Source organism: Labilithrix sp., from assembly GCA_019637155.1.
Taxonomy (GTDB): domain Bacteria; phylum Myxococcota_A; class Polyangia; order Polyangiales; family Polyangiaceae; genus Labilithrix.
Genome location: JAHBWE010000010.1, coordinates 254,578 through 271,340, shown reverse-complemented (window position 1 = coordinate 271,340; position 16,763 = coordinate 254,578). Strand labels below are relative to the sequence as shown.

Annotated in this window: 14 protein-coding genes; 3 read left to right on the top strand and 11 right to left on the bottom strand. The window is 71.6% G+C overall.

Annotated elements, in window-relative coordinates; all coding sequences use genetic code 11:
- Positions 1-13: 13 nt before the first annotated feature.
- The 8 genes from KF837_22615 to KF837_22580 form a co-directional block, all read right to left on the bottom strand.
- Positions 14-1,144 (bottom strand): hypothetical protein, encoded by a 1,131-nt coding sequence (locus KF837_22615; GenBank protein MBX3230132.1) that lies wholly within the window; start codon positions 1,142-1,144, stop codon positions 14-16.
- 52 nt (positions 1,145-1,196) lie between these two features.
- Positions 1,197-2,117, bottom strand: coding sequence for a TIGR02757 family protein (locus tag KF837_22610; protein MBX3230131.1), 921 nt, complete (start codon positions 2,115-2,117; stop codon positions 1,197-1,199).
- Between the two features lie 38 nt (positions 2,118-2,155).
- Positions 2,156-3,202: a hypothetical protein gene (locus KF837_22605; protein MBX3230130.1), complete on the bottom strand. Its 1,047-nt coding sequence runs from the start codon at positions 3,200-3,202 to the stop codon at positions 2,156-2,158.
- 11 nt (positions 3,203-3,213) lie between these two features.
- Positions 3,214-4,209: a hypothetical protein gene (locus KF837_22600; protein ID MBX3230129.1), complete on the bottom strand. Its 996-nt coding sequence runs from the start codon at positions 4,207-4,209 to the stop codon at positions 3,214-3,216.
- An 847-nt stretch (positions 4,210-5,056) separates the two neighbouring features.
- Positions 5,057-6,334 carry an adenylosuccinate synthase gene (locus tag KF837_22595; protein ID MBX3230128.1) on the bottom strand — a complete coding sequence of 426 codons (1,278 nt, stop codon included), beginning with the start codon at positions 6,332-6,334 and terminating at the stop codon, positions 5,057-5,059.
- A gap of 6 nt (positions 6,335-6,340) precedes the next feature.
- Positions 6,341-7,321 carry an ATP phosphoribosyltransferase regulatory subunit gene (locus tag KF837_22590; GenBank protein ID MBX3230127.1) on the bottom strand — a complete coding sequence of 327 codons (981 nt, stop codon included), beginning with the start codon at positions 7,319-7,321 and terminating at the stop codon, positions 6,341-6,343.
- Positions 7,322-7,348: 27 nt separating this feature from the next.
- The gene (locus KF837_22585; protein ID MBX3230126.1) at positions 7,349-8,335 is read right to left on the bottom strand and encodes a hypothetical protein; all 987 of its coding nucleotides are present in this window, start codon (positions 8,333-8,335) and stop codon (positions 7,349-7,351) included.
- Positions 8,332-9,852 carry a protein kinase gene (locus KF837_22580; GenBank protein ID MBX3230125.1) on the bottom strand — a complete coding sequence of 507 codons (1,521 nt, stop codon included), beginning with the start codon at positions 9,850-9,852 and terminating at the stop codon, positions 8,332-8,334. Before KF837_22580 ends, KF837_22585 begins: the two co-directional genes overlap by 4 nt.
- A 183-nt stretch (positions 9,853-10,035) precedes the next feature.
- Between KF837_22580 and KF837_22575 the strand changes: the two genes are divergently transcribed.
- On the top strand, positions 10,036-10,701 hold the full coding sequence (locus tag KF837_22575; GenBank protein MBX3230124.1) for a sigma-70 family RNA polymerase sigma factor: 666 nt from the start codon (positions 10,036-10,038) through the stop codon (positions 10,699-10,701).
- Positions 10,702-10,743: 42 nt separating this feature from the next.
- Here KF837_22575 and KF837_22570 read toward each other — a convergent pair whose 3' ends face one another.
- From KF837_22570 to KF837_22560, 3 genes are read right to left on the bottom strand one after another with little or no spacing between them, the layout of a single operon-like run.
- A complete protein-coding gene (locus KF837_22570) occupies positions 10,744-11,373 on the bottom strand; it encodes an HAD hydrolase-like protein (protein MBX3230123.1) in 630 nt (209 codons plus the stop codon).
- Positions 11,370-13,697: a sulfatase-like hydrolase/transferase gene (locus tag KF837_22565; protein MBX3230122.1), complete on the bottom strand. Its 2,328-nt coding sequence runs from the start codon at positions 13,695-13,697 to the stop codon at positions 11,370-11,372. The genes KF837_22570 and KF837_22565 overlap by 4 nt, the downstream gene beginning before the upstream one ends.
- Positions 13,698-13,745: 48 nt before the next feature.
- On the bottom strand, positions 13,746-14,690 hold the full coding sequence (locus KF837_22560) for a tyrosine recombinase XerC (GenBank protein MBX3230121.1): 945 nt from the start codon (positions 14,688-14,690) through the stop codon (positions 13,746-13,748).
- A 60-nt stretch (positions 14,691-14,750) separates the two neighbouring features.
- Here KF837_22560 and KF837_22555 point away from each other — a divergent pair, with 60 nt between their 5' ends.
- Together KF837_22555 and KF837_22550 are read left to right on the top strand one after the other, a co-directional pair.
- Positions 14,751-15,230 (top strand): DUF2062 domain-containing protein, encoded by a 480-nt coding sequence (locus KF837_22555; protein MBX3230120.1) that lies wholly within the window; start codon positions 14,751-14,753, stop codon positions 15,228-15,230.
- Positions 15,230-16,762 carry a hypothetical protein gene (locus tag KF837_22550; protein ID MBX3230119.1) on the top strand — a complete coding sequence of 511 codons (1,533 nt, stop codon included), beginning with the start codon at positions 15,230-15,232 and terminating at the stop codon, positions 16,760-16,762. Before KF837_22555 ends, KF837_22550 begins: the two co-directional genes overlap by 1 nt.
- Position 16,763: the final 1 nt, after the last annotated feature.

Below are 16,763 nucleotides of genomic sequence, written 5' to 3'. Positions count from 1 at the left end.
TCCCACACGGCGCTTATTGATGCGTGGTTTCGACGGTGAGGAGCTTCGCCTTCCACGCGGTGAGGGCCGGACCCAGCTTGGTCTCGACCTCGCGGATGTCCTCGGCGAGCTCCTTCTCCGGCGCGCCGGCGGCGAGGGCGTCCTTCAAGCAGGCGAAAGCGGCCACGAATCGGCCGCGCTGGAGGAACGCCTTCGCGAGCGGCGGCATCACCTCCTGCGGCAGACCGCCGAACGCGAGCGCGCGGCGTAGCGGTCCAATCGCCTCGCCCGGCCGATCGTTCAAGAGCAGCGCCTCGCCGAGGCGGCGGAACAGCTCCGCCGCCGCCATGCCCTCCTGCGCGTACTGGATGCCGATGCGGAAGACCTCCTCCGCCTGCTCGATCTCGCCGACGTGCACGCACGCGGAGCCGAGGAGGCCGAGGCCCTTCGCGATGAGCGCGCGCGCCTCGGGCGCGAGCATCTGCCCTTCGGGCGTGCGCAGGAAGATCGCGAGCGGCGCGGGCCACGTGCCGAGGAGCGCGATGACCTTCGGCCATTCCTTGCGCAATGCACACGCCTCGGCGTCCGCGACCTTCGAGAGATCGATCGCGGAGCGCGCGCCGGTGGTGACGCGATCGAGCTCCTCGCGGACGTGCGCGCGGATGCGCAGGCGGAACGCGTCGAGCTCGTGCTTCTCCTCCACGCCGTCGTGGAGCACCGTGATCTCGGGCTGCTCGTCGTCGAGCGTGAGCGCGGTCAGCGAGTAGCCGTAGAGCGGCGCGAGCAGGAGGTAGCGGACGCCGATGTAGAGCTGGATCGCCTCGATGTCCGTGTCGCGCTCGGGCGCGGGCGCCTGCTTCTCTTCCTCGACGAGCAGCGCGCCGACGAGCCGGCGCCGAAAATCGGCGAGGGTGAGGCGTTGCGGCTCGAGGTCCCCCTCTTGCTCCGCCGAGCCGACGACGAAGTCGACGAGGGTCTGGTCGGGGCTGCGCCGATCGATCGTGAGCGCGGTGATGCGGGCGCCGACGATGATCGAGAACGCGAAGAAGCGCTCGCCCACGATCTCGCAGAGCGCCTGAAAGCTGCCGATGCCCTCGCCGATGCGCTCGAACCAGCCGTCGGTCCGAAGCGCGTCGAGCGGGAATTGTTTTTTCACTGCCGCCATCGAGAGATCGAGAGGAAGACCTGGCGGATGATCTCATCACATCCGCTCGAAGTCACGCCGTTCTTTGGGAGGTTTGCCACCGAATACAGACCGGCCGTACTCCGCAGCCCTCGCAGCGCACCGGATCGCGCCTCGACGGGCATCGCTGGAGCATCCCCATGTGGCAGAGCGAGAAGTCGTACCGCGTCGGATCCGTCGGATCGAAGCGGGCGAGCGCGGTCGTGATCTCGACCGCGGTCTTCCACGAGACGTCGCTCCGCCGCGTGAGCCCGAGGTTCAGCGCGAGCTTGTGGATGTGGACGTCGACCGGCATGAGGAGCCGGCGCGCGGGCACGCCCCAGAGGCCGAGGTCGATCCCGTCGGCGGGCCGCATCATCCAGCGGAGGAAGAGGAGGAGCCGCTTCGCTCCCCCGCCCGCCCGCGCGTTCGAGAGGATGCTCACCGGCCCGCGGCGATCGGTCCTCTTCGACGCGCCCGGGAGCGGCAGGCCGCCCGCGACGCGGAGCCGATCGCAGAACGCGGCGAGCGCTTCGCGGAGGGCCTCGTGCTCGTCGTCGATCGCGCGGTCCGCCGCCTTCAGCGCGGCGGCGAAGGCCTTGCCGAGCGAGCCGGCCTCGCGCTGCACCTTCCGCGCGCCGGCGAGGAGCTTCGCGACGTCCTCGCCCTTGAACACGCGGTGCTTCCAGCCGTCGAGGAGCTCGTGGAGCCGCGCCGGATCGTCGGCCGCCTTCGACGGCGAGGGCCCGACGCGGTCGAGCAGCTCGGCGACCTTGAGCCGGATCGCCTTCACGTTCCCGAACGCGAGGTTCGCGGCGACGAGCGCGACGAGCTCGCGATCGACGCGCGCCTGGTACCGATGCACGAAGTCGACCGGATCCGCCGCCCGGCGCGCGCGCAGGTCGGCGCGCGCGCGCACGTCGTCGAGCGTCTTCCGGAGGAGCGCCTCTCGCGCGTCCGCCTTCGCCGTCTTCACCGCCCTTGCCGCTTTCGCCGTCTTCGCCGCCTCAGCCTTCACAGGTGGAACGTCTTCGACGCCGAGTCTTCGTGCACCGCGGGCGGCTCCTTCTGCACCGCCGCCTCCGCCCTCACGACCTCGGCCTTCACGCGCGCGTGTCGCGCCTTCGCCATCGGGAGCCAGCGGTCCTTCTCTCTTCGTTTCTCGGCGCCCTCGATCCAGCGGCCGAAGGCGCGGTCGGCCTCCTGCCAGTGCAGGAGCGCCGCGCGCGGCGAGCTCAGCCGGCGCGCCATCGCGATCTCGCCGAGCCCCAGGTACCAGTTGACCTCGTAGTCCGGCACGAAGAAGACGGAGCGGCTCCGCACGAGCGGGACGTTGTTGCGCATCGGGGTCCGGAAGCCGAGGGAGAGCTCGAGCTCGAGGGCGAACTTGGCCTCCTTCTCGGCCGCGCCGTGCTCGCCGGAGCGATCGAGCGCGACGGCGAGCCCCCACGTCGCGAGCGGCGAGGTCGTGTTGGACGGCAGCAGCGACGCGATGCGGAGCGCCTCGCGGTACCCGTCCATCGCCGCGCGGAGATCGCCTTGGTGCATCATGCTCTCGGCGAGGTTGAGGAACGGGATGCCGCGCTGGAAGTCCTCCGTCTCGCGACGAAGGACCTCGTCGTAGGCCTCGATCTCGCACGGGTGATCGCCGGTGTAGCCGCACGCCATCGCGAGCGCGCGCCACGCCTCGTCGGCGAGCGGATGGTTCGGGAACTCCGCGAGCGCGCTGCGGTACAGCTCCGCCGACCGCGAGAAGTTGCGGAGCGCCTGGTGCGCCTCGGCGACGTCGAAGCGGAGGAGCGGGTTCTTGCTCTTCTCCGCGCCCGCCGCCTGCAGCATCGCGAGCGCGCGCGCGTGCTCGGCGCGCATCAACGCGCGGATGCGCTCGTTCTCTTCTTCGCCGTCGAAGCCGAAGCCGGCCCCACGGAGGCGCCGCTGCACGGCTTCGTGGAGCTCGAACTCCTCCGCCTCGGTCGGGCTCTTCGCGCGATCCCACACCGACGGCGGCGTATCGGCCCGCGCCGCCCCCGCGATCGTGAGCAACGCCGCGACGACGGCCACGCGCGCGCACCTCATCGCGCGCCTCCGGGCGCAGGCTTGGCGGGTGCGGGCTTCGCGGGCGCGGGCTTGGCGGGCGCGGGCTTGGCGGCGGGGCGCGCGGGGCCGTTGCCGGCGCGGTCGCGCGCGTGGTCGGCCCACGGACCTTTGCCGCCCTTGCCGTCGAGGTAGCGGCGCCACGCCTCCTTCGCCGCGGCGGCGTCCTGGCCTTCGAGCGCGATCGCGAGCATGGCGTCCTGCTCCTCCTGCGTGCCGGCGTCGTCGAACGCCTCGCGGACGCGCACGTCGCCGACGATGAAGGGCTTCGGATCGGTGCGGATGCGGTCGGCGAGGAGCGCCTTCGCCTCCTCCTTCTGTCCCGCGCGGTCGAGGGCGAGCGCGAGCGCGGCGACGGATGCAATCTGCAACGAATCCTGCGCCTCGCGCCGCGCCTGACGGAACATCGCGATCGCGTCGTCGATCGCGCCCGCGCTCTGGGTCATCACCGTGAGCCCCGCCTCGAACGCCGCCGCCGCGCGCTCTTGCGCGGTGAGCGCCGACGTCCGCGGGAGCGCCGCGCGGTACGCGGTCGCCGCGTCGGCGACGCGCCCGGTCCGCGCGTTGGCGCGGGCCCACGCGAGGAGCGCGACGGGATCGTCGAGCGCGCGGTCGTCACGGCGCTTCGCCTCGGCGAGGGCGGTCAGCGCGTCGCCCGGCTTGCCGAGGCGAAGGTACGCGCGCCCCTTGAGCACGCTCGGCGCCGCGCGCCCGGGCAAGAGCTTGTCGGCCTCGTCGGCGATCGCGGGCACGTCCTTCACCAGCACGGAAGCCCCGGATCCCACGAGCTTGGCGGTTCCGCTCGCAAGGAGGTCGCAGTAGCGCCGCAGGTTCGGCTCCTTCGCGCGCTCCCACGGATTCGCCGCGCGGAACCCATCCGCGAGCCCACACTCCGCCGGCCGCGCCGTCCCAAACGCCCCCTGCGCCGCCGCCGGCTGAAGGAACAATGCAAGGGCCACCGCAAGTGCGCTCACAGGCAAGACGCTACGCGTCTTCCCTGATTCTCTCAACTCATGGTCGGGGCTCTTCATGGTCGGGGCTTCGCCCCGACGCCCCACCCCAGACACGGCCCTCGCGCTTCGCGCTCGGGGCGCTTCGCGCCCGCTTGCGCGGCCGCTTCTGGGGCCCCGTTTCGACGTGGCGTCGAGGCTTCGCCTGCTTGCGCGGCGCGACTGTTTCGATGTGGCGTCGAGGCTTCGCCTGCGGCGCGGCGCGACCGTTTTGAGGCGGCGTCGAGCCTCCCCACACCTGCGCGGCGCGGCGTCGAGCCTTCCCACGTGCGCGGCGCGGGCGGCGGGTAGCGGATGGCGGCGATGCGGCGTGGTGGGCGGGGCCGTGCGTATTTTTTTGGCGTGCACGACTCTCCAGTCCGCTGCGATGTCTTCGGTATGCGGCGTCGCGAGGATCTGCCTTTTCGCTACGCATCGCGCCCACATCCCAGCCATCGATCCATCGCCGAGCCCACAACCCAGCTCCGCGCGCGAGGCAAAAGCCCGGAGCTTGACCGCCGGCCCTCGCCACGGCGGGCGACGACGGACGTGGTTCAGGTCGTGAAGGTTCGCGGAGGACGACGGCGCGGCTCAAGCGGCGCGATTCAAGGCGCGACGGGTCGCGAACGATGACGGCGCAACGCGAGTAGCGACGGAGACAGAGGCGGTTCAGGCGCGACGACGACGGGCGCGGGCGACGGCGCGGCTCAAGCGGCCACGGACGCAGCTCAGGGCGCGGACGACGCGCGGGACGGCGCGGCTCAAGCGGCCACGGACGCAGCTCAGGACGCGGACGACGGCGCGGGACGGCGCGGCGCGAGCGCGACGTGGTTCACGGCGCGAAAGGGTCGCGGAGGACGATCGTCTCGGCGCGGCGGGGGCCGGTGCTGACTAGGACGAGGGGACAGGCGAGCTCCTTTTCGATGAAGGAGAGGTACTCGCGGGCGGCCGGCGGGAGGTCGTCCATTTTTCGGGCGGCGCCTAGCTCCTCCTTCCAGCCCTTGAAGGTGCGGAGGACGGGCTTCGCGGTGTCGAGGTCGTCGATCGGCAGCTCCGTCGTGCGCCCCGACGGCGTGTCGTACGCGACGCAGACGGCGACCTCGTCGAGGCCCGTGAGCACGTCGAGCTTCGTCAGGGCGATGCCGTCGAGGCCGTTTACTGCGACCGCGTAGCGTACGGCGGGGAGATCGAGCCAGCCCGTGCGGCGGGGGCGGCCGGTGACGGAGCCGAACTCCTGGCCGACCTTGCGGATGCGCTCGCCCACGTCGTCGGAGAGCTCGGTGGGGAACGGGCCGCCGCCGACGCGCGTCGTGTACGCCTTCACCAGGCCGATCACGTCGTCGATGCGGGAGGGGCCCACGCCCGCGCCGACGCACGCGCCGCCCGCGGTCGGGTTCGACGACGTCACGAACGGGTACGTGCCGTGGTCGACGTCGAGGAGCGTCCCCTGCGCGCCCTCGAGGACGACCTTCTTCCCCGCGCGCACCGCCTGCTCCACGAGCGGCTGCGTCGCGCGCAGCATCTTCACGATACGGACGCGCGCGGGCTCGATCTTCGCGAGCACCTCGTCGACCGACGGCGCCTCGTCGCCGAGCGCCGCGATCGTGGGCGCCCACGACTCGAGCGCGCGCGCGACGAGATCGCGGAGGCGGGCCGGATCGCGGAAGGCGCCGAGCGGGACGCCGCGGCGCGCGACCTTGTCCTCGTAACACGGGCCGACGCCGCGCTTCGTCGTCCCGATCGCGCCCTTGCCCTTCTCGCGGAGGCCGTCGACGAGCACGTGGTACGGCAGGATCGCGTGCGCGCGATCGGACACGATGAGCCGCTCCTCCGCGCCCTGCCCCCGCTTCGCGAGGTCGTCGAGCTCGCCGACGAGGCTCGACGGATCGATGACCATGCCCTGCGCGAGCACGCACGTGACGCCCTTGCGGAGGACGCCGCTCGGGATGAGGCGGACGACGATCTTCTCGTCTCCCACCACCAGCGTGTGGCCCGCGTTCGGGCCGCCTCCGTAACGCACGACCATGTCGGCGTGCTCGGTGAAGATGTCGACGATCTTCCCCTTACCCTCGTCGCCCCACTGCGCTCCTACGATCACGACCGCCGGCATGGGAGGCTACTTAGCATGCCCGCCTTGCGACTCGAGCGCCCATTCGAGCGCGTCGAGGTCGAGGCCGAAGCCCACCGCCGGCTGCGGCGCGCCGTAGCGGGAGAGGAGATCGTCGTAGCGACCTCCGCCGCCGATCGGCTCGCCCGGCCCCTCGGCGTAGAGCGAGAAGATCGTGCCCGTGTAATATGCAAGCGATCGCACCTCGCCCGGATCGGCGGAGAGGCGCGCGCCGAGCCCGCGCGCGGCCGCGGCGTCGAAGAGCGCGAGGAGACGGCGCGCGGGCTCCTCCGCCGCGGTCCCGCCGAGGAGCGCGATCGCGTCGACGATCGCGTCGCGGCCGCCGTGGAGGTGCGCGAGCGCGAGCACGCGCCGTCCGTGCGGGAGGTCGGCGGCGAGCTCGTGGAGCGTCGGCTCGTCCTTCTGCGCGAGCGCGTGCGAGACCTGCGCCGCGAGCGGCGGCGCGACGCCGGCGAGGAGCGCGCGCACGATCCCCGCGTCGGAGAGGTCGATCGTGAAGCGCTGGAGGCCCGCGCCCTCTGCGAGCGCGTCGGCCGCCGTCTCGAGCAGCTCGAGGTCGCCGTCCGCGCCGGCCACGCCGCAGAGCTCGACGCCGACCTGCGGGATCTGGCGGTGCTTCTTCGCGCGCGACGTGCGGCGGCGCACGACCGTCCCTTCGTACGCGAGACGAAACGGCGGCGCGCGGCCGGCGAAGCGCGTCGCGACGATGCGCGCGATCTGCGCCGTCATGTCGGGCCGCAGGATGCAGACCTCGCCCGAGTCGGGCTCGACGAACTTGAGGTGGTCCTCGCTCCGGAGGCCGCGCTCGAGGACGCTCGCGAGCTCGAAGATCGGCGGCGTGACGACGCGGTACCCGCGACGCGCGAAGCGCGCGAGGAGCCGTTCGACGAGGTCGCGCCGTCGCTCCGCCTCTTCCGGGAGGAGGTCGCGCATCCCCTCCGGGAGCGGATGCTCGAGCGTGCCCTTCATCGATCGACCCTCCCTCGAGCAGCGCGGTCAGAACGTGCCGCCGAGGCCCGCCCACGACGGCCCGACCGTCACCTGCGCGCTCCGGCCCGAGCTCGACGGCGCCGTGATCCAGAGGACGACCGCGCCGGCGACGAGCACGCCGCCCGCGATGAAGCCGATGTTGGAGATCATCGCCTCGCGGTTGGTCCGCGCGAGGTCTTCGTCACCGCAGAAGCCGCCGCCCTCCGACCTCGGCCCGTCGCTGCATGGTCCCGTCACCGTCTTCACGCCGAACACGGAGCCGACCGCGACGCCGCCGAGACCGAGCACGCCCGCGACGACCGCGAGCGTCTTCTGCCCCGACCACGACGACTTCTCGCCGCGCGCCGGCTCGCCGCCTTGGGGAGGCGGCGGCGTGTCCGTCGTCACGCTCGCGGAGGAGCCCAGGTCGTCGTTCACGAGCTCGGGGATCGTGACGTGCTGGACCTTCCCGTCCTTCGCGAGCGGAGGGACGTTCACGAGGAGCACGCCCGGCTTCTTGCCGCGCGCGTGGAACACGAACTTCCGTTGTCCGTTCGGCTCGACCGCGAACGGGACGCCCTTCTCGGCCTCGTAGACGCGCCGGTCTTCGACGTCGACCTGCGCCAGCTCCACGCCCGCCTTCGGATCGACCACGACCTTCGACAGGCTCTTCTCGAGCTCGCGCATCTTCTCGCGCGCGAAGTCGCGGCGGTCGGTGCGTTTGAGCTCGACCGCCTTCGACTCGGCCTCGCGGAACTCCACCCACGAGAGCCAGGTCGAGCCCATCTCCTTGTGGCAGTACGCGAGGTTCAGGAGCGTCCCGAGCTGCTGATCCTTCTTGTACGCCGACTCGAGCTTCGGGCACGCCTCCGCGAAGCGGCGCTCCTCCATCAGCTTCTGCCCCTCCTTGAAGAGGCGATCGGCGTCGGCGTCCCGATCGAGCGGCTGCGCCTGCGCGCCAGCGGACCACGCGAGTACGGCGAGGGAGACGAGGACGGAGCGAGAGCGAGTCACTGTCGGCTGTTGCCAAGAACGGAAGGCAGCTTTTGCGGAGACGGAGAGGGTGATGCGGTGGAGGCTTTGGGCGTCGTCGCGGGGCGCGAGGCGTGCGTGCTGCGCGGGGTCTTGCCCGTCGTCGGCGCGGCGCTCGGCTCCGGCGGCATCGGCGACGCGCCGATCAGGTTGCCCGGCGTCGGCGCCGGCGGCGGCGCCACCGGCACCGTCTCGGCGGGCGGCGGCGGCTCCTCGATCGCGACGACGGGCGCCTCGGCCGGGAGCGGGGTGACGCGGGTTTGCATGTACCATACACCGATCAGGCCGCACCCGATCGCGAGGCACGCCCCCATCGCCGCGACGACGGGGAGCAGCCACTTCTTCGGCTTGCGATCGAAGCCGATGACGACGGTGTTCGCGGTGCCGTGCAGCTCGGCGGAGTCGAGTCGTCGCTGGTTCGCGATCGGCATCCCCGGGTGCGAGGGATGCGAGTGCGACGACGACGGAGGGCCGGCGTGGATGCGGCCGGTCGAGACGGGCCCGCGCAGCCGCGTGCCGCTCGAGCTCGTGATGTCCTCCATCAACGCGCGCGCGAGCGTGGCCTGGATGCGGTCGGGCGCCTGGATCCACGCGCCGGAGCCGAACGGAGCGAGCGCGCGCGCCAGCTCGGCGACGTCGGTCCAGCGGTCCTCGCGCTTCTTCGCGAGGCACTTCATGACGACCTGCTCGAGGCCTTCGGGGATGCCGTCGACGAGGCGCGTGAGCGGCAGCGGCTGCTTCTCGAGGATCTGCGCGAACGTCTCCTGGATCTCGTCGCCGCCGAACGGCATCGAGTTCGAGAGCAGCTCGTACATGCAGACGCCGATCGACCAGATGTCCGTCCGATGATCGACCGTCTTCGGCGCGCGCACCTGCTCCGGAGACATGTACGGCGGCGAGCCGAGCACGCCCCTCCCGCCCGTGAGCTGCTTCTGATGACGATCGCCGGGGTCCTGCGACTTCGAGATCCCGAAGTCGAGGATCTTGATCACCTGCGTGCCGTCGACCTTGTTCGTGAGGAACAGGTTCGACGGTTTCAGATCGCGATGAATGATCCCGCGACCATGCGCGTGCGCGAGGCCTTCGAGCGCCTGCAGGATGTAGTCGACGACGAGCCAGCGCGGCAGCGCACCGCGCACGTCGACGAGCTGACAGAGGTCGCCGCCTTCGAGCAGCTCCATGACGATGAACGGCAGGCCGTCGGGCCCGACGTCGACGTCGATGACGCGCGCGACGTGCTCGCTCTGGAGCTTCGCCGCCGCGCGCGCCTCCATCAGCAAGCGCTGCTGCGCCTCGCGATCGGCAACCTCTTGATAGAGCAGCTTTACCGCGACGCGCTGATCGAGCAGCTCGTGGTACGCCTCGACGACGACGCCCATGCCACCTTCTCCGAGGAGCCGCTCGACGCGGTACTTGCTCGCGAGTAGGTCGCCGACCTTGAACCCCGCCGCCGGCAACTTGCCGGAGACACGGGGCTGCGAGGCGGACTTCGCCGTCATGAGTCTCTCATCGTAGCGGCCCGTCGTTCACCCCTCCAAGGAAGAAAGCGAAGTTTTCGCGCGAGCTTGGAGATACTTACAAGCTCGCACCGCCGGCCTGTCCGAGCGCACGGCAGATGTCGGAAAGGAGACATGCGGCGGAGGACCCGGCGCCGGCGGAAACGCTCGGAACCACGTGCTTCGATGCTCGCCTCCCGTCTTCGGGGGCGGCGGCACGATCGTCGCAATGGGTGCTGGCCGTACCCCGAAAGGACTCGATTCATGGCCTTCGCCATCCAGCGTGAGATTCTCGATGCAGCGGTCGCGGGCGACTCCCAGGCGCTCGACCATGTCCTCAAGACGGTCACCCCGCACGTCGAGCGCCAGCTCCTCCGCTATCCGGTCAGTGACGAGGACCGCCGCGACCTCCTCCAGACGACGCTGATGCAGATCGTCCGCCGGCTCGGCTCCTTCCGCGCGGAGGCGAGCTTCTCGACCTGGCTCTTCCGCGTGACCGCGAACGAGGCGCTCATGCTGATGCGCTCGCGCCGCCGCCACCGGACCCGCTTCATCGAGGGGCTCGAGTGGGAGGAGCTCGCGACGCTGCCGGCGATGAACGACAACGAGGACGCCGACGTCGAGCGCGGCCTCGAGAACCGGGAGCGTGACGAGCGCGTCCGCGCGGCGCTCGGCGAGCTGCCGGAGGACTACCGCGACGTCGTCATCGCGCACTACCACCTCGACCTCGGCCTCCAGGAGATCGCCGACCGCCTCGCCATCACCGAGAGCGCCGTCCGCTCCCGCCTCCACCGCGCCCGCTCGCGCCTCCGCACCCTCCTCGAGAAGCAGGACTTCGCCGCCGCGGCGTGACCGCGTGCGCGGCGGGACTTCGCCGCCGCGGCGGGACCGAGCTCACCGCCTCGCGTGCGCGGCGAGCTCGAGGAGCGACGCGACGACGAGGTCGGGCGCGGCCGCGAGGAGCCGCGCGTCGCCGGCGATGCCCCCGCGGACGCCGACCGTGAACGCGCCCGCGGCCTTCCCCGCGAGCACGTCTTGCGGGCCGTCGCCGATCATCCATGCATCATGCACGGAGACGCCGAGCCGCGCCGCGACGGAGAGCACGCCGTCGGGCGCGGGCTTGAGCGGCCCGTCCCCGCCCGCCCAGACCTCGCGGAACGCGTCCCGCACGCCGAGCCGCTCCAGCACGAGCTCGGTCACCGCGCGAGGTTTGTTCGTCACGAGCGCGCACGGGAGCCCGAGCGCGAGCGCCTCCTTCGCGCCGGGGAGCAGCGTCGTGTGGACGCAGGGCGCCGCGAGGTACGCCTCCTGAAACGCGGCGAGCACGGCGTCGTCCGGCCCCCGCCCTCGCGCCGCGAGCGCGCGCTCGACGAGGACGCGCGCCCCGTCCCCGACGAGCGGCAGCACCTCCGAGAGCGCGAGCGGCGCCATCCCCGCCCCCGCGAGCGCCCGGTTCAACGCCTCCGCGATGTCGCGCCGCGAATCGACCAGCGTCCCGTCGAGATCGAAGAAGAGCGCCCTCACTTCGGCTTCTGCTCGATCTCTTTCAAGCCGCCGCGGAAAGCGTTCATGCGGGCGATGGCCTCCTTGAGCTTCTCCTTGTTGCTCGAGAGGTCCTTCTTCTCGCCGGGGTCTTCGCCGAGGTCGTAGAGCTGGTAGTTGAAGCCGCCCTGGTGCGTGAGCTTCATGCCGGGGGTGGGGCCGAAGACGAGCGCGCGCTTCGCGCCGTTGTACGGGCCCGCCGGCATGTCGACGTAGACGTCGCGCTCCTCGAGCTCCGCGTCCTTCGGGGCGAACACGTCGGCGAGCAAGGTGTGGCCGCGCAGCGAGCCGTCGTCCGGGATCGTGACCCCCATCAGGTCGATGATGGTGGGGGACACGTCGATGTGCGAGCGCTTCTGCTTCACGCGGCGCGGAGGCACGCCCGGCACGTAGACGAAGAGCGGCACGTGCACGAGCTCGTTCCAGATCTCCCGGCCGTGCATCGCCATGCCGTGCTCGTAGAACGCCTCCCCGTGATCGGCCGTCATCACGATCGCGGTCTCGTCCGCCCACGGCTGCGACGCGACGTAGTCGAGCACGCGGCCGATGTGCTTGTCCGTGAACCAGACCTCCTGATCGTAGATCGCGCGCTGCGGGGTGTTGTCGGAGGAGAAGTCCGGCGCGTCCTTGTGCGGGACGTACTGCGCGTGCGGATCGAAGAAGTGGAACCACGCGAAGAAGCGGTGCGGCTTCTTCTGCCCGTCGGCGCCGACGTTTCCGCCCTCGGTCGGGAGGTCCTCGCCGAGCGTGTTCTCCGGCTTCTGGAGGAGCTTCAGCGCGAGGTCGCCCATGCCGACGCTCGTCACCGTGTTGTCGTTGTCGCCCATGCCCGCCGGGATCGCGGAGGTGTCCCAGACCTCGAAGCCCTGCTTCAGGCCGGACGACGGCTTGAAGTACCAGTGGCACATCCCCGCGAACGTGCGGGCGCCCACGTCGCGGACGCGCTCGGCGGTGAAGACGTTCGCGTCGCCGTAGGAGTTGAAGTGGCTGAACTCCGTGATCGTCTCGCTCGGGTACCGGCCGATCAGCATCGGCCCGACCGCCTTGCCGGTGTACGACGCCATGGAATAGGCGTTTTCGAAGACGGTACCTTTTTCGGCGATTTTGTCGAGGTTCGGCGAGGTCGGGTGGCGCCAGCCCATGAAGCCGAGGTCGGGCCGCAGCGTGTCCACCGTGATGAGGATCACGTTGTACGTCTTCTTCGGCCGCTCCACCGCCGCGACGGGCGCCTTCTTCTCCGGCGGCGCCGTGAGCGGCGTGTCCTCGCCGGAGCAGTCCTCGTCGATGCCGTTGCCGGGGACGTCGACCGCGCCGGGGCTGATGCCCTTGTCCGCGTCGTTGCAGTCGCCGCCCGCGAAGCTCGCCGAGAAGCCGTCCTTGTCGTGATCGGTCGCGGTGCGCAGCGCGGCGAGCGCGATCTTCCCGAGCGGGGCCTGCTTCTCGATCCCGCGCGCGACCTCGGGGGGCTCGCCGATCGTCGTCGCCGCGCGAACGGTGAGCGCGAGGAGGAGGAGGTTCAGCGCGACCGAGCCGCCCGCCCCGCCGTAGACCGCGCCGCTCACCCGATCGCCGGCCGCGCTCGGCAGCTGCCGCGCGAACGCGGCCTGGAGCACGAAGGCGCCGAGCGCGAGGAGGCCGATGTTCGCGACGGGACGGAGGTCGAGCTCCGTCCGCTTGAGCACGCCGAAGATCCCGAGCATGCCGCCGTTGCCGCCGCTGTTGTCGCCGACGAGCACGCCGACGATGAAGAGGAGCGTCACGACGACGAGCGCGACGCTGCCCGTCAGCGCCGGATCGAGGAGCTGCGGGATCGACTCCCCGCCGAGCGCGATCAGGCGGCGCGCGAGCGGCAAGCACGCGAGCGCGACCATGAGCGCGGCGACGAGCGTGCCGACCGTGGCGGCGCCGACCGCGAGGCCCGACTCCGCCGGCTTGCCCGCGCTCATCGTGACGCGCGCGACGTGGGCGGCCGCGACCGTCCACCCGAACACCGCGAAGATGCCGACCGGCACCGCCGCCGCGGCCTTCACCCGGTCGTGTCCGCCGCGCTCGCGGATGACGGCGAGGCGCGCGAGCGCCCCCGAGTCCGGCGTCGGCTGCAAGAGCAAGAGGAGCACGCCGATGCCGCCGCCGACCGCGAGCGCGACCGGCGCGAGGATCCCGAGCTCGCCCACGAACACGCCGCCCCACGGCGGGACGTTCGTCTCGTTCGCGTCGACCGCGACCCCGACCACCGTGCGCGTCTCGACGAACGCGACGGCGAGCGAAGCGACGGCGGCGCCACCGAGGGCGAGGATCAGGCGCAAGAGCGCGCGAAGCAAGGGCGTTTCCGGGCTCGAGAGAGGACCCTCAGCCTACTCGGAACGCTTCGATTTCGCGAGCGGGTGCGCCGCGTCGTAGACCGCGAGCAGGTGCGCGACCGAGACGTGGGTGTAGCGCTGGGTGGTGGAGAGCGACGAGTGGCCGAGCATCTCCTGGATCGCGCGGAGGTCGGCGCCGCCGTCGAGCAGGTGCGTCGCGCAGGTGTGGCGGAGCGCGTGCGGATGGAGGTCCGCCCTCCCCGCCCCGACGAGCCCGTAGCGACGGACCACGAGCTGCGCCGCGCGAGGCCCGAACCGTCGCCCCCGCGTCGAGACGAAGACCGCCTTCGGATCGAGGAACCCCGTCTTCGCGTGCGCGAGGCGCGGCCGCGCCGCGAGCCAGGCGCGGAGCGCGGCGTCGGCCTTCGTGCCGATCGGCACGATCCGCTCCTTGCGGCCCTTGCCGAGGACGCGCGCGGTGCGATCGTCGAGCGAGAGGTTCACGAGGTCGAGGCCGCACGCCTCCGAGACGCGGAGGCCGCTCGAATAGAGGAGCTCGAGGAACGCGCGATCGCGCAGCGCGACCGCCTCCTCTTCGCGCAGCGCGCCCGTGTTCTCGTCGTTCGGCGACTCGACGACGAGGGCGGCGTCCTCCGCCGAGAGGAAGGTCGGCAGCTCGCGCCGCGCCTTCGGGCTCGCGAGCTCCTGCGCCGGGTTCACGTCGGCGTGGCCCTTCTGCTTCATCCAGCGACCGAAGGCGCGGACGCTCGCGATCTTCCGCGCCACGCTCGTCGGCTTGCACGTCCGCGCGAGCTCGCCGAGCCAGCCGCGGAGCACGTAAATGTCGAGCCGCGGCGCGCGCTTCGATCCCGCGCGCTCCCCCACGAACGCGAGCAGCGCGTCGAGATCGCGCGAGTACGCGAGGACGGTGTTCGGCGACGCGTTCTTCTCCGCCGCGAGGTGGGTCACGAACGCCGCCTTCAGCTCCGCGAGCTGCATTCATCGACGTTATCGCCATGCCTGCGCGGCGGGCCAGTCTTTGCGCTAGCCTCTTCGTCGTTGTTCCGCTGGCTGTGGACCAAGACCAAGGCGGTGTGGGAGCGCGCGAAGGCGGAGCGGGCCGAGCCGAAGGAGATCGGCTGGGCGGTCGCGATCGGCGTCTTCGTCGGGTGCAGCCCGTCGATCCCGTTCCACACCGTCGTCGCGCTCGCCGCCGCGACGCTCTTCAAGAAGAACCGCCTCTTCACGTGGATGGGCTCCCGCGTCTGCAACGCGGTGACGCTGCCGTTCATCGCGATCGCCGAGGTGCAGGTCGGCCATCGCCTGCGCACCGGCGAGTGGATGACGATCGATCGCCACGACGTCCTCGATCAGGTCGCCGCCCTCCTCGTCGACTGGATGCTCGGCCTCCTCCCGGTCGGCGGCGCGATGGCGCTCCTCTTCGGCGTCCTCGCCTGGCAGCTCGCGCTGCGACGCGATCGGCGCCGCGCGGCCGCGGCGGCGTTGCGCGCGAGCGAAGAAGCCGGCACGATCGGCTGATGCGGAGCGTCGCGGTCGCGTCGGTCATCGTTGCAGGATGCATCCTTTCGCTCGGCGCCTGCAGCGGCGACGAGACGAGCAGCGCCGAGCCCGACGGCGGCGCGTCGAGCGGCAACTCCTCGAGCGGAGGCTCCTCCTCCGGATCCAGCACGTCGAGCTCGTCGGGGAACGCGAGCTCGAGCTCGTCCAGCGGTGAGGTCGACTCCGGGCTCGTCCCCGTCGGCGACGGATCGCTCGGCGCGGGCTGCAACAAGGACGACGAGTGCAACTCGAAGGTCTGCGGCGCGGGGCGCAAGTGCGTCGCCACGAAGTCGTGCCGTCCGTCGACCGGCAGCGCGCCCGGCATCGACACGTGCGGGCCGAAGGAGCCCGGCGACGAGAGCTGCTGCAAGAGCCTCACGCTGCCGGTGACGAAGACGCGCACGCTCGACAAGTACGAGATCACCTCCGGCCGCGTCCGCGCGTTCATCGACGACCTCCAGGCGAACCACGGCGGGAACCTCCGCAAGCTCACGACCGACTTCGCGACGGCGAACCCGACCTCGCAGCTCGGCAAGCTCGCGACCGACTTTCCGGGGTACCTCGACGTGGTCGTCCCGAACGACGACAAGGTCTTCAGCGAGGCGCAGCTCCCGCTCTGGCTCGGCGCGTTCCCGCACGACGCGATCAACCGCTACGACGGCTGCTACCTCAACTCCGGCGGCTACGGCGCCGCGACGTACTGGCAAGACCCCGCCGTGCTGAAGGAGTACGGCATCGGCTACACGAGCCCGGGCAACGGCGTCCGCAAGTACGGCAAGGACGTGCTCGACAAGAAGCCGGCGAACTGCATGCCGCCCATCTTCCTCGCGATCTTCTGCGCGTGGGACGGCGGCGAGCTCGCGCGGACGAGCGACTACCGCGAGGTCTACGGCAACCAGCCCGCGACGGTCGGCGCGGCGCAGGTCTTCCATCCGTGGAGCACGCTCCTCTCGTGGGGCGAGTTCAACTGGGCGAACGGCCACGGCCAGGCGTGTTTCATCCCGGGATGGCCCGGCTGTCCCGCCGGCGCGCAGACGCAGTTCTATGCGTTCCCCACCGGAGGCACGCTCGCCGACGACGACTCTCCGTCCATCGGCGCGCCCGGCCGCTTCCCGAAGGACGTGACGAAGGCGGTCTCCGAGGACGGCGGCGAAGGCTGGTTCGACGTCGGCGGCAACCTCCTCGAGGCGATGTGGCCGAACACGAAGCCGATCCCCGCGATCAAGGGCTACTGCGACACCGCCGCCGGCGGCGGCGCAGGCGCGCTCGCGTGCAACCGCAACCAGCCCGCGTCGGGCGCCATCCCGGCGGAGTCGCGCCCCGGCACGCTCCGCTTCGCGGGCGACACCCCGCCGATCTTCCTCGAGGGCTTCAGCTTCGAAGGTCACTCCCTCTACTCCGCCGCCTACCTCGCCTCCGACGACGGCGACGAGGCGAAGCTCGGCGGCGCGACGCCCGCCCACTTCCAATACGGCAAGGTCGGCGGCCGCTGCGCCCGCGTGAAGAAGTAGA